The sequence below is a fragment of the Bordetella muralis genome (genome assembly GCF_965139205.1).
GTDB classification, from domain to species: domain Bacteria; phylum Pseudomonadota; class Gammaproteobacteria; order Burkholderiales; family Burkholderiaceae_B; genus Bordetella_A; species Bordetella_A muralis.
This window is the reverse complement of the sequence record NZ_CBCSIU010000044.1, coordinates 1-13,238: the sequence shown is the minus strand read 5'-3', so window position 1 is coordinate 13,238 and position 13,238 is coordinate 1. Positions and strand designations below refer to the sequence as shown.

12 protein-coding genes and 1 pseudogene are annotated in these 13,238 nt (G+C 60.6%); 7 read left to right on the top strand and 6 right to left on the bottom strand.

Annotated features, from left to right (window positions below; translation table 11 throughout):
- Positions 1–103 precede the first annotated feature (103 nt).
- From rfaE2 to ubiE, 6 genes are all read right to left on the bottom strand, one after another.
- Positions 104–592: a D-glycero-beta-D-manno-heptose 1-phosphate adenylyltransferase gene (gene rfaE2, locus ACNA0I_RS26375; protein WP_415808986.1), complete on the bottom strand. Its 489-nt coding sequence runs from the start codon at positions 590–592 to the stop codon at positions 104–106.
- A 49-nt stretch (positions 593–641) separates the two neighbouring features.
- Complete coding sequence (locus ACNA0I_RS26370; protein WP_415808985.1) at positions 642–1,529, bottom strand: ferritin-like domain-containing protein; 888 nt, start codon at positions 1,527–1,529, stop codon at positions 642–644.
- Between the two features lie 166 nt (positions 1,530–1,695).
- Complete coding sequence (gene ubiB / locus ACNA0I_RS26365; protein ID WP_415808984.1) at positions 1,696–3,249, bottom strand: ubiquinone biosynthesis regulatory protein kinase UbiB; 1,554 nt, start codon at positions 3,247–3,249, stop codon at positions 1,696–1,698.
- Between the two features lie 3 nt (positions 3,250–3,252).
- Positions 3,253–3,891, bottom strand: coding sequence for a ubiquinone biosynthesis accessory factor UbiJ (locus tag ACNA0I_RS26360; protein WP_415808988.1), 639 nt, complete (start codon positions 3,889–3,891; stop codon positions 3,253–3,255).
- Positions 3,892–4,084: 193 nt separating this feature from the next.
- Positions 4,085–5,089: a Tim44 domain-containing protein gene (locus tag ACNA0I_RS26355; RefSeq protein WP_415808983.1), complete on the bottom strand. Its 1,005-nt coding sequence runs from the start codon at positions 5,087–5,089 to the stop codon at positions 4,085–4,087.
- Positions 5,090–5,495: 406 nt separating this feature from the next.
- Positions 5,496–6,260 carry a bifunctional demethylmenaquinone methyltransferase/2-methoxy-6-polyprenyl-1,4-benzoquinol methylase UbiE gene (ubiE, locus tag ACNA0I_RS26350; protein ID WP_415808982.1) on the bottom strand — a complete coding sequence of 255 codons (765 nt, stop codon included), beginning with the start codon at positions 6,258–6,260 and terminating at the stop codon, positions 5,496–5,498.
- Positions 6,261–6,417: 157 nt separating this feature from the next.
- Between ubiE and phoB the strand changes: the two genes are divergently transcribed.
- The 7 genes and pseudogenes from phoB to ACNA0I_RS26315 all read left to right on the top strand — a co-directional run bounded on the left by phoB (position 6,418) and on the right by ACNA0I_RS26315 (position 13,168).
- On the top strand, positions 6,418–7,116 hold the full coding sequence (gene phoB / locus ACNA0I_RS26345) for a phosphate regulon transcriptional regulator PhoB (RefSeq protein ID WP_094819892.1): 699 nt from the start codon (positions 6,418–6,420) through the stop codon (positions 7,114–7,116).
- 12 nt (positions 7,117–7,128) lie between these two features.
- Entirely contained in the window at positions 7,129–8,427 is a 1,299-nt protein-coding gene (gene phoR / locus ACNA0I_RS26340) for a phosphate regulon sensor histidine kinase PhoR (RefSeq protein WP_415808981.1), read from the top strand.
- 133 nt (positions 8,428–8,560) lie between these two features.
- Positions 8,561–9,763: pseudogene (gene serA, locus ACNA0I_RS26335) on the top strand (phosphoglycerate dehydrogenase); the annotation flags it as partial.
- 393 nt (positions 9,764–10,156) lie between these two features.
- Positions 10,157–10,534 carry a VOC family protein gene (locus ACNA0I_RS26330; protein ID WP_415808987.1) on the top strand — a complete coding sequence of 126 codons (378 nt, stop codon included), beginning with the start codon at positions 10,157–10,159 and terminating at the stop codon, positions 10,532–10,534.
- 24 nt (positions 10,535–10,558) lie between these two features.
- The gene (pxpB, locus tag ACNA0I_RS26325) at positions 10,559–11,284 is read left to right on the top strand and encodes a 5-oxoprolinase subunit PxpB (RefSeq protein ID WP_415808980.1); all 726 of its coding nucleotides are present in this window, start codon (positions 10,559–10,561) and stop codon (positions 11,282–11,284) included.
- Positions 11,281–12,282: a 5-oxoprolinase subunit C family protein gene (locus ACNA0I_RS26320; RefSeq protein WP_415808979.1), complete on the top strand. Its 1,002-nt coding sequence runs from the start codon at positions 11,281–11,283 to the stop codon at positions 12,280–12,282. The genes pxpB and ACNA0I_RS26320 overlap by 4 nt, the downstream gene beginning before the upstream one ends.
- A gap of 115 nt (positions 12,283–12,397) precedes the next feature.
- Positions 12,398–13,168, top strand: a complete 771-nt coding sequence (locus ACNA0I_RS26315; protein WP_415808978.1) for a LamB/YcsF family protein — start codon at positions 12,398–12,400, stop codon at positions 13,166–13,168.
- The last annotated feature ends 70 nt before the right edge of the window (positions 13,169–13,238 follow it).

Sequence of the window (13,238 nt, the reverse complement as noted above, 5' to 3'; positions counted from 1 at the left end):
GGCCAGACCAGGCGNTAGGGCCAGCGCGCCCTTTACACGACGAGCCCCGGCGACTAAAGAACTCATAAGCCCTATCAACCAGACTCTTCAGCCACCACCGACCTCACCCGCCCCGAATCTTCCGCACCAACGACGTCGTAGACCGCTCAAATTCAAACGGAATCGCCAACGCCCTCCCGCCCCAGGTCTTCACCAGCGCCGTCTCAGGCAGAGTCTCCATATCGTAATCGCCGCCTTTGACGATCAGATCCGGTCGCAACTCGCCAATGATCTCGACAGGCGTATCCTCGTGGAAAGTCGTGACGATGCTCACACATTCCAACGCAGCCAGCAACGCAGCACGATCCTCTTGGCGATTGAGCGGACGATCATCGCCCTTGCCCAGGCGCCTCACCGAATCATCGGTATTGATCGCCACCACCAGCGTCGCTCCCAATTGGGCAGCCTGATCCAGATAGGTAGCATGGCCTCGATGCAGGATATCGAAGACGCCATTGGTAAAGACCAACGGCCTGGGCAATTTGCCCAACGCAATCGCCGCGGCGCAAGCGTCGCGGGACAGGATTTTGGATTCAAAACGAGCGGCAGACATACTCGAATTGTACGCCGCCGCCGTCCAGGATGCGTATCACGCGCCTATGTCACGCGCCGACAGGCACGATCAAGCCGGACTGCTCGTTGTTTGCCGAGATCAGGCTGGAAACCTCCTTGCGATAACGGCTCAGGTCCTTCACCGTATCGAAAGTCCGTCCCATCAGCTTGGATAGGATATGCAGAATGCGGGTAGCGACTTTTTGTTCCCACACATCGTCAAAACGAATCTGTGTATCCAGCCAGTTTTCCAGCCAACCCGGCTCAGGCAGGCGCGATTGCACAGTGTCGTTCGGAAACAGATTTTTGTTCACGTGCAAATTGGTCGGATGCATCGCCTGCGATGTCCGGCCGGCCGAGGCCATGAGCACGCCGATCTTGGAAAACGACAAGCGTGCCTGGGCGCTGGTCTGCTCGCCGCGGTCATGCAGCGCGCGGCGCATGTACTGCAGATACGCGCCCGCATGCCGCGCCTCGTCACGCGAAATCGTGCGGTAGATCTCGCGAATCACCGGCTCGGTATGCCAGTCCGCAGCGCGACGATACCAATGGTTCAAACGGATCTCGCCGCAGAAATGCAGCATCAGCGTGTCGAGCTCAGGTGCCGGATCGAACTCAAAACGGATCTTGTGCAATTCCTCTTCCGTAGGAACCAGCTCGGGGCAAAAGCGCCGCAAGTATTCCATCAACACCAGGGAATGTTTCTGTTCCTCGAAAAACCACACCGACATGAACGCACAAAAATCGCTATCGCCGCGGTTATCGCGCAAGAACATTTCTGTTGCCGGCAACGCCGCCCATTCGGTGATGGCGTTCATCTTGATGGTGTACGCCTGTTCGTCCGACAGCTTGCTGCGATCAAATTCGTGCCAAGGAATATCGCTCGCCATGTTCCAGCGCACGGCTTCCATGGTCTTGAAAAGTTCAGGATAAAGCATGGTGTGGCCCTTAATTTTCCCGCGTGGGGCGCTATCATTTTCGGAATGCCGTGTCATCACGGCCCGGACGCTATGCGCATGTCACGCAAGCGTGTTTATCGCTGTTGCGTGCGAATCTGTCATGACAGATTTACGACAAAATCATGACAGACGCACAGTCAGCGTATCAGCGAGTCAGTGCCCACAAGGCCACCCCCACTGCGACCGCCAACACCGCCGTCAAGGCGATTAATAGGCGGTTTCCCTGTTCTTGCGCGTGGCGCAGACGGGTCATTTCACTGAGCAACTGCGGCGTCGTGTCAGGACGGCTGAGCTGCTCATACATCAAGCGCGGCAAGGCCGGCAGTGTTTGCGACCATTGCGTAGCCTCTTTGGCCAACGACTGGCGAAAGCCGTCAAACCCCATACGACGCCGCATCCAGTTTTCCAGATAGGGCTTGGCCGTCTTCCAGAGATCCAGATTCGGATCGAGTTGCCGGCCGAGCCCTTCGACGTTGAGCAGCGTTTTTTGCAGCAGCACCAATTGCGGCTGGATCTCGACATTGAAACGCCGCGACGTCTGGAACAGCCGCAGCAGCACTTGCCCTAACGAAATCTCGGACAATGGCCGATCAAAATACGGCTCGCATACAGCCCGTACAGCACCCTCGAGCTCTTCTTCGCGGGTATCGGCCGGCACCCAGCCAGACTCGATATGCAACTGCGCCACGCGGCGATAGTCCCGATGAAAGAAGGCGAGGAAATTCTGCGCGAGATAGTTTTTGTCGAACTCAGACAACGAGCCGACGATGCCAAAATCCAGCGCGATATAACGCCCGAGCGTCTCGGGCCGGTCAGAAACGTAAATGTTGCCCGGATGCATGTCCGCATGGAAAAAACCATCGGAAAACACCTGGGTAAAGAAGATATCGACGCCACTGCGGGCCAACGTGGGAATATCAATACCTGCAGCGCGCAAGCGATCGATCTGTCCCACGGGAATGCCGTACATGCGTTGCATGGTAAACACTGTTGCCGCGGTGTATTCCCAGATGACTTCGGGCACGATCAGCAAATCGCCGCGCCCCGATGTCGCGTCAAAATTTCGGCGCAGCTGACTGCAGTTCGAGGCCTCGCGCACCAGGTCCAATTCGTCATGCAGATAATTGTCGAACTCGGCGACGACCTCACGAGGTTTCAGGCGCCGCCCGTCTGCACCGGTGCGCTCGACGATGCGAGCCACAATATGCAGCAACGACAAATCCCGCTCGATGGCTTGGCGCATGCCCGGCCGCAAGACTTTTACCGCGACCTCGCGGCCATCGTGAAGCACAGCAAAATGCACCTGGGCTATGGACGCCGAGGCCACAGGGTCCACCTCGAACTGCGCAAACAGTTTGGACGGTGGCGCCCCCAGTGCTGCCTCGATACATGCCGCCGCCTCCGCAGAGGGAAACGGCGCCACGCGATCCTGCAATAGCGCCAGTTCGTCGGCAATGTCTGCCGGAATCAGATCGCGCCGGGTGGACAGCACCTGGCCGAATTTCACGAAAATGGGGCCGAGCGACTCCAGCGCACGCCTCAGCCGCAGCCCTCGGGGCGCTTTTGGCCGCCGTCCGAGACGCAGCAACCAGCGCAGCCCCTTTGCCAAGGGATGATTGAGACTGGACAAAGCCAAATCGTCCAGGCCGTAACGGTAGGCGACACACAGAATGCGAAGAACTCGGAAAAAGCTGAGCATGAATCAAGCGCCCCGCTTCGCAGCCAGACGAGCCAGGCGCGCATCCAATGCCGCTGCCGCTCTGGCAGCGTCGTCACGTCGCTGATTCAAGTCGGCGAGATCCAGCCTCCACTGCTCCAGCAGCGATGCCCCGACGAGAACGCCGCGCTCTTCGGCCAAATATTCCGATACGTTGCGGCTCAGACTGGACACCGCGGCCTTGGCGCCCTCGCCTGCCGCACGGGCGCCGGCCATCAGACGCGTGGCGGGAATATCGCCCACCAGCCGCGACAAATCGTCCTCTGGATCCCAACGCAGGTTTTCCGCCAGCTCAGCCACCACGCGAGCCAGCGCAGCATCGCCCTCGATATGCGTAGCCTCGACGACATCGGGCCGATCCTGTCCGGGCAGCATTCCCAGCGGATTGAACTTGGCGGGATTGACGGTCAGGGTGACGTCGGGCACCACCGCGGTGTCGGCCAGATCGGCATAACCTTCGCTATTGATCGCCAAACCCGTCACGAAGCCGCCCAGCGCAAAACGCACGGTTTTGCCCGCGTGGCGCGACAGGCGCTCGCGCGCCCAGTCTTCACGCGACAACAAGCCGTTGAGCGCGCGAACGGCTAACCGCGACGGAGTGGGCAAAAAGGAAAAAGGCAACATCGATGCAAAGCGAGCCTGCACTGGCAGACCCCGCCAAAAAAACGGAGATACCCGGAGTTTACCGGGTCAGGGCGTGCCGTCCCTGAAAACGGGCGCAAACCCGTGGAAATAAAGAGGGCGCCGCACAAACGGCGCCCCTCTGCAGTGGCTGAGGATCAGACCGGACAACGGAAGTGTCCGGCCCCGGCTCCGATCAGCTGGCGTATTCCACGGGAATCTGCTGAATACCGGCCAACAGCCACCCGCCTTGCTGAGGCTTGAACAGGTTCCAGACTTCTTCGAAGCGGAAAGCTTCGGTGCCCGGGGCTTCGCGCAGCATGCCGGAGAAGCGCACGCTGGCCAGGTGACCGTCAGACACCGTCTCGATGCCCAGCAGCTCGGCGTTCAGCAAGACGACTTCGGTCTGATTGGGCGCCGCACCGCGCTCGGTCAGCTGCTGTTTGAGTTCGGCGATCAGATCGTCCGTCAAGTACTCGCGCAGGCGATCGGTATTGCCGCTATCCCAAATGGCCTGGATTTCCACGAACTGCTTCTTGGCATTTGCCAGGAAAGCCGTGCTGTCGAAATCGCCGGGAACGTACCAATTGTCGCTATCGCCCGCCGCGGGCAACTCGGCGGCGGCAGGCGCTGCCGCCGCCGCGGCGGGAGCAGCAGCCGACGGTGCCAGCGATTCGCGCCACAGCGGCTGCTGCTGGCCTTGGCGGTCATTATCCTGACGCGCCGCGTTGTTGGCGCCATAAGCGTCCTGCATCGCCGGACGACGCCCACCCGCACCGCGCAGACGGCGCACGATGAAGATCACGGCGAACACGACCAGTGCGATCAGCAACATGCTGGACAGGAACTCGGCAAATGCGCCGGACAGACCCAGATGCGACAGCAAGGCCGCGATCCCCAGACCGGCGGCAATACCGGCGATAGGTCCTAACCAGCGTGACATACCGCTTTTCGCGGCGGTGCCTGCGGCTGCAGCACCCGTCGCAGCAGTAGCCGGCGCCGCCGTACGGTTGGTGGTGGTTGGGCTCGCGGGCGGCGTCGTGGCCTGGCGCTGCTGCGTAATATTGGTGGATTGACGGCCCACGCTGCTGCCCCCGCCCATGCGACGGGCTTCGGCGTCGAATGACGTCGCCAACATCGCCGTGCTGGCGACAGCAATCAGTGCTGCGGCGAAAAACCGGGAAATACCGGATCGGGACATATTGTGTGACTCCTGACACGTGACCGAGGCCTGAATGACCCCTGCCCGCCAGCCCCCCGCTAGGTGGCTGGCTTTTTGTTGAACGCTTTCTGACAGAAAGCTGAATACCTTAAGAATAACGGACAAGCTGACGGACGACAAGTTCCCGCTGGGTCGCGTCTTGCTCTCGAATAATCCTATCCTGGCAACACCCTGTGGCGAGGCGACTGTCCTGACAGGTAACGCCGTCAGAACCGTTCCTCCCTGCGATCAAGCGGGGCGCTCTGCAAAACGTAACGACATGCCACGCCCGGCAGAGGCTCCGGCAGCAGGCGCCGGAACGTTGTCAATATGGGTTTGAGGCGTCGGCCTTCTGGCAGAGCGCTTTTCTCGACATCGCCCCAAGGGGTTCTGTATCCGCCAGCCCTCACCCCAGACGCACACCTTCGTGCAGGGCCGTCACACCTGCGGTCAGGTTGAAATACTGCACGCGTTCCAGGCCCGCGGTACGCATCATGTCGGCCAGGGTATCCTGGTCGGGATGCATGCGAATGGATTCTGCCAAATAGCGGTAACTGGCTTCGTCCCCCGCGACTTTCTTGCCCAGCCAGGGCAGTACGTTGAACGAATACCAGTCATACACCGGCGCCAGAGGACGCGCCACACGCGAGAATTCCAGCACCAGCAGTTTTCCGCCGGGTTTGAGCACGCGCGTCATTTCCGCCAATGCGCGGTCTTTGTGAGTCATATTACGCAGCCCGAACGCCACGCTCACCCGGTCGAAATAACCGGAGGGAAAGGGTAATTTCTCGGCGTCACAGACGGCAGTGGGCAGCAACAGCCCCGCATCGGTCATACGATCCCGCCCTACGCGCAGCATGGAATCGTTAATGTCAGTCAGCCAGACCTCGCCTGTGGGACCGGCACGGCGGGCGAAGGCCTTCGCCAGATCGCCCGTCCCGCCAGCGATGTCCAGCACTTTCATGCCTGGTCGGATGGCGGCGCGCCCGATGGTGAAGGCCTTCCAGATGCGGTGCAGGCCACCCGACATCAAATCGTTCATGACGTCATAGCGCGACGCCACCGAATGGAAGACCTCGGCGACCTTGCGTGCCTTTTGGTCTTCGGGAACGGATTGAAAACCGAAATGCGTGCTGGCCGAATCAGAAGAAGAATCAGGGTTTTGTTGCATAGTAAGAGCCCGGTATATGACGCAATGGTAGCCGATCGAGGCCCAAGTCAGCAGAAAGCCGGCAGCAAAACACCAATTCGTCACATACCTGAAATATTCCGGCCATACTATCGCAATGTTCGCGCCTGCCGGCGCTCATCGTCTGCCTCTATTGCCAATGTCCAGCACCATTCTTGTCGTCGAAGACGAACCCGCCATCCAAGAACTCATCGCCGTCAATCTCTCGTTTGCCGGCCATAAAGTCTTGCGCGCTTTCGACGCTGAACAGGCCCAGACCCTGATTCGCGCCGAGCTGCCCGACCTCATTTTGCTGGACTGGATGCTGCCCGGCACCTCTGGCCTGGCTCTGGCTCGCAAGCTGCGCGACAGCGAACGCACCCGCGCCGTTCCCGTCATCATGCTGACGGCCAAAGGGTCCGAACAGGACAAGGTCGACGGCCTGGAAGCTGGCGCCGATGATTACATCACCAAGCCGTTCTCGCCCAAAGAGCTGATGGCGCGCATCAAGGCGGTCTTGCGCCGCCGCGCGCCGCAGTTGACGGACGACATCATCGACGTCAGCGGCCTGAAACTCGACCCAGTGACTCACCGCCTGTCGGGCAACGAGCAATCGTTGTCGATCGGGCCGACTGAATTCCGCCTGCTGCATTTCTTCATGACGCACCCGGAACGCGTATTCTCTCGCTCGCAACTGCTGGATCAAGTGTGGGGCGATCACGTGTTCGTCGAAGAGCGCACGGTGGACGTGCACATCCGCCGCCTGCGCAAGGCGCTGGAGCCCTCCGGGCACGATTCGCACGTCGAAACGGTCCGCGGTAGCGGATATCGCTTTACGGCACAGGTCCCGGCACGGTAAAAAACAGCCACGATGATCTGGCTGCGCACTTTTTTCCTGGTCGCTCTCTGGGCGATCATTTCACTGTTCCTGCAATGGCTGATCGGCAACCCGGCGGGTTGGCTGGTATTTTGCGCAGCACTGTTATTCATGCTGTTCTGGCGCAGCTGGCGCCTGCGTTCGGTATCGCATTGGGCGCACCACCCTGAGACCTCCCCGCCTGCGTCGGTCGGGCCGTGGGACGACATACTGGCGCCGCTGTATCGCTATACCCGTGCTCGCGCGCGGGATTTGGCCGAGGCCCGTGCGGCCATGCAAAGCATGCTGTCCGCGGCCCAGGCCTTGCCCGACGGCGTCGTGACGCTGAACGAAGACTTTCAGATTGAATGGTGCAATCGCGTCGCGCGTCACCATTTGACGCTGAACCTGCCGGCCGATCGCGGCCAGAATCTGCTGAATCTGCTGCGCGCGCCTGAGTTTGTCGCCTATGCACACCGCAGTGACTGGCCCGAGCCCATCCTGGTCCGTCTGGTTCACGGAGGACAAGAGCGCGTCATGATGATGCACTTGGCCGCCTACGCCAGCAATCGCCGCCTGTTGATCACGCGCGACGTCACGCAAATCGAAAAACTGGAAACGACGCGGCGCGATTTCGTCGCCAACGTATCGCACGAACTGCGCACGCCGTTGACTGTATTAGCCGGGTTTCTGGAAACGCTGCGCGATATGCCCGCCGAGGCGCTGGACGAAGAGCAGCGTGCCCAATACCTGTCCATGATGCACGAGCAGGCCTTGCGCATGCAGGCCATCGTGGAAGACCTGCTGACCCTGTCGACGCTGGAATCGTCGCCCGGGTCCGACCCGCGGGCCGTCAATGTGCCCGTCCTCTTGCAGACCACCCGCCAGCAGATCGAAGCCCTGTCCGCTGGCCGGCATGTCTTTCACTGGGAAATCGACGAGTCCCTGGACGTCCTGGGCGCAGAGACCGAACTGGCATCGGCCATGTCGAATCTGCTGACCAACGCCGTGCGCTATACACCCGACGGCGGCACCATCACGGTACGCTGGCAGGGCGCGCCCGATGGCGGGGCGCGTTATAGCGTCCAAGACACGGGGATCGGCATCGCCGCGCTGCATATCCCGCGTCTCACCGAGCGTTTTTACCGGGTTGACCGAGGCCGTTCGCGCGCCGCGGGCGGCACGGGCCTGGGGTTGGCCATCACCAAACACATCGCCATCCGCCACGATGCAGAACTGAACATCACCAGCGAGCCGGGCAAAGGCAGCACGTTCGCATTGCATTTTCCGGCGGAAAGGGTCGTGGCCGCCTGAGCGGGGCTATCGCCATACAGACCGAATGGACTCTCGGGTCCGGGGCAGGAAACTGCGTCACAATGAATGAAAAGAGTTTCATTTACTCTTTCCGTTCTGGCTTGCTTTTTTTCACCGCCTTTCCCCTGCCGCATCCATGACCAAGATTGTCCTGTTCGAGAACATCCATCCCAGCGCCCGCGAAGTCTTCGCCGCAGCGGGCTACACCGACATTGTGACGCATGCGACGGCCCTGCCGCCGTCTGACCTGCGCGAAGCCCTGCGCGGCGCGCATGTGGCGGGTATCCGTTCTCGCACACAAATGGACGCAGAGGCCTTTGCCGCTGCTGCCGATCTGCGGCTGGTAGGATGTTTTTGTATCGGCACCAATCAGGTGGATCTGAATCACGCGATGCAACGTGGCATCCCGGTATTCAATGCGCCATTTTCCAACACCCGTTCGGTCGCAGAGCTGGTGCTCGGTGAGGCGATTCTGTTGCTGCGCCGTATCCCGGAGAAAAACGCCCGTGTGCATCAGGGACACTGGGATAAATCCGCCACGGGCGCATTCGAGATTCGAGGCAAGACGCTGGGCATCATCGGCTACGGCAATATCGGCTCGCAGATCAGCACTCTGGCGGAAAGTCTCGGCATGCGAGTCGTGTTCCATGATGTCGAGGGCAAACTGCCGCTGGGCAATGCCCGCGCAGCAACCACGCTGACGGAATTGCTGGAGCAGGCCGATGTGGTGACACTGCATGTGCCGGGCGGCAAAAGCACCGAAAACCTGATCAACGCGGACACGCTCGCGCAGATGAAACGCGGTGCGATCTTGATCAACGCATCCCGCGGGACCGTCGTGGATATCGATGAGCTGCACGCAGCGCTGAAAGCCGGCCATGTGGCAGGCGCCGCACTGGACGTCTTTCCCACCGAACCCAAAGGCCCGAACGAGCCGCTGGCCAGCCCGCTCATAGGCCTGCCCAACGTGTTGTTGACGCCGCACATTGGCGGCAGCACGCAAGAATCCCAAGAAAACATCGGCCGCGAGGTCGCAGAAAAATTGGTGCGATTCCTGCAGGCAGGCACAACCAAAGGCGCGGTCAATTTCCCGGAACTGCCGTATCAAGAACCGGCGGGCGAGACGCGTATTTTGCACGTGCACCGCAACGCGCCGGGGGCATTGGGAACGTTGGACAATCTGCTGGCCGAACAGGGCCTGAACATTGTCAGTCAAAGCCTGCAGACACGCGGCCAGGTAGGCTACGTGATTACAGACGTCGACGGCGAAGTCAGCGATGCCGTGCTGGCGACGCTGCGCAACCACCCGATTACGGTGCGCTGCGATCTGGTCTGAAAGACCGTTATTGATAGGACAGGGCGGCGTCCGAGTGGGCGCCGCTCGCTTTTCCGCCATACGGTTCGATTCGGGGGGACCGCCTGCCCGGACCGTGAGTACGACAAACTCAAAGCCCTAATGAGTCTGCCCGGACGACGTAGCTTGCCCCCAACATACGTCTCGATCGAATAATCGATTTTTTTGATGCTCACACCCAAGAAATATCGTTTTTCTATCAAAAAAACAGTGGCTACACTATCTGTCATGCGGTTGCCATCCGTACGCTGAGTTTCTCGGTGATTGGATCGCGACACAGGCCCACTTATTTTGATTTATTCTTATCGATTCGGAGTTTGTATGAGCACCCCTGCCGTCCTGCCCCCTTTTCACCTCGCATTTCCCGTCCGCGACATCGCCGAAGCCCGCGCGTTTTACGGCGAGCTGCTAGGCTGTCCGGAGGGGCGCAGCGCGCCTGAGTGGGTCGACTTCAACTTCTATGGCCACCAGATCGTTGCCCATTTGTCGCCTGACGAGTGCGGTCACAAATCGACCAGCGCCGTCGACGACCATGACGTGCCGGTTCGCCACTTTGGCGCGGTCCTGCCCATGGAAGACTGGGAAACCCTGGCCAAAAAACTGACCGATGCCGGCACGAAATTCGTGATCGAGCCCTACGTCCGTTTCAAAGGCGAAGTCGGCGAACAGGCCACGATGTTCTTCCTGGATCCGTCGGGCAACGCTCTGGAATTCAAGTCGTTCAAAAACCTGGACTCTTTGTTCGCAAAATAATCCCGTCTGGAGGCGGTTGCCCTGGTGAACGAATCTTCCCTCACATCCAGTTCAGCCGCCTGGCGCATTCTGCCGCAAGGCGACCGTTGCCTGATGATTTACTTTGGCGACCAGATCGACATGTCGATTGGCCGCCTGTGCCTGGCTGCAGCGAATCTGCTGCGCCAGGCCGAGCTGCCGGGCGTGACGGACGTTGTGCCGTCATTCATTGCACTGGCCGTTCATTACCAGCCCAATGGCCGCCACGGGCCGCGTTACGCTGAGCTCGCGGCACAAATCGAACGTCTCTTGTCGCAAGGCATCACACCCGATACGCAAACAGGAAGCGATGTCGAGATCCCCGTCTGTTATGGCGGCGACTATGGTCCCGACCTGGACGAGGTGGCGCGGCATGCCGGGATCTCGACCGACGAGGTCATCTCCTTGCACACGCAACCGGGCAATCTGGTGTTCATGCTGGGATTCGCCCCAGGTCTGCCGTACATCGGTGTACATGACGAACGCTTGAATATCCCTCGCCGCGCGTCACCGCGCACGGCAGTCCCCCCCGGTTCTGTCGCCGTCGCCAACCGTCAAAGCGTGCTGTATCCCAGCCGCTTGCCAGGCGGGTGGAACATCATCGGTGCGACCCCGCTATCGTTATTCGATCCAGCGCGCACGCCCTCGACCCTGATGCAGCCCGGTGATCGAGTGCGCTTTGTGCCGATCGACGCGGCCGAGTTTGACCGTCTGCGCGGGGCCAAACAATGAGTATTACCGTCCTCAAACCTGGTCTGTTGTCGACATTCCAGGACCTTGGCCGCACCGGCAGCCAGCATGTAGGAGTCCCCGTCTGTGGCGCGATGGATCTGCGAGCCCATCGTCTGGCGAACCTGCTGGCGGGCAATGATGCAGATCACGCCTCCTTGGAAATCACCTTGACGGGTCCGACGTTGCGATTCGAGGCGCCCGCCTGTTTTGCCATGACCGGCGCCAACTTGCAGCCTACGCTCAACGGCAATCCGGTTGCAGGCTATCGCCCTTTGATCGCGCGTGCGGGCGATGTGCTGGCGTTTGGCGCTGCGCCTCCGGATACGGGCGTACGCGCCTATCTCGCCGTTCATGGAGGCTATTCGCTCACGCCTGTCCTGGGCAGCACGAGCACTTATGTTCGTGGCGGCTTTGGCGGTCATGCAGGGCGCGCCTTGGCCAAAGGCGATGTCATCGGGCTGCACGCATCACTGCCCACTGCGCCAGACTCGCTATCCGAATTGGCTCAGGCGCTATGGCAAATCCGCGTTTATATGCCGTCTGCGTTGTCGGGACGGACACGCGACTACCTGCGCCTGCTCCCGGGAGTGCACTGGGACGAGTTCACTGCCGATTCGCAACAAGATCTCTTGCATGCCGAGTTCCGCATCAGCACCCAGTCTGATCGCATGGGTTACCGCCTGGAAGGCCCGCCGCTGGCCATGACCACGCCGCGCCAGATTCTGTCCGAGGCGACCGGCTACGGCACCATTCAGGTCCCATCGGGTGGCGAAGCCATTGTCCTCATGGCGGATCGCCAGAGTACTGGTGGCTATCCAAAAATCGCCCAAGTCATCTCAGTGGACTTGCCCGATCTCGCACAACGCAGGCCTGGGCAAAGCGTGCGCTTTGCATTGATCGACCTCGACGAAGCGCAACGGCTCGACGGCGAGCGCGAAGAAGCCTTCACGCAACTGCAGGAAGCGCTCGCACCGTTACGAGCGTTGCTGCGAATCTGACATCGTCCGGGTTAGCATTATGTTGATCCTCGGCTAGACATCGAACACTGAATCCGGCCCCTACGTTGCACCCTCACGGCCACTCACAATCATTCGTCCTATCAGGAACTTCACCATGACTGCCACCACCAACCTCGTCATCGATCTGAACTGCGACATGGGCGAAAGCTACGGCGCCTGGCACATGGGCAACGACGATGCGGTGCTGCAGTTTGTCAGTTCAGCGAACGTCGCCTGTGGATTTCATGGTGGAGATCCCTCGACCATGCGCAAGACCGTCGCCGCTGCGCTCAAGCACAACGTATCAATCGGCGCCCATCCGAGCCTGCCCGATCTGGTCGGCTTTGGCCGCCGCCCGATGCAGGTCACGCCGCAAGAAGCCTACGATATGGTGGTCTACCAGGTCGGCGCCCTGGCCGCCGTCGCTGCCACGCAGGGCACGCGTCTGCACCATGTCAAAGCTCACGGCGCGCTCTACAACATGGCCGTCAAAGACCGCCCTCTAGCGCAAGCCATCGCCCGGGCGGTTCACGATGTCGACGCAAGCCTTGTCCTTTATGGTTTGCCGGGCAGCTATCTCATCGAGGCTGCAAATGAACTTGGCCTACGTGCCGCCAACGAGGTTTTTGCCGATCGCACTTACCAGGACGATGGGTCTCTGACACCTCGCACGCAGGCGGGCGCGATGATCGAGGATGTCGATACTGCCGTCGCTCAGGTGCTGCGCATGGTCCAGGACCGAGTCGTCCGATCCGTCAATGGGCGTGATGTTCCCGTGCAAGCAGACACGCTTTGCATCCATGGGGATCAGCCTAATGCGTTGGTGTTTGCCAAAGGGCTCAGAGAGGCGTTGCTGAAGGCGGGGGTTGGGATTCGGAAGGTTTGAGTGCTATTGGACGTCGATGCGGGGCAGTGGCTGCGTGGGGGCTTCACGTGGCCGGTCCGGCGCCCTGCGC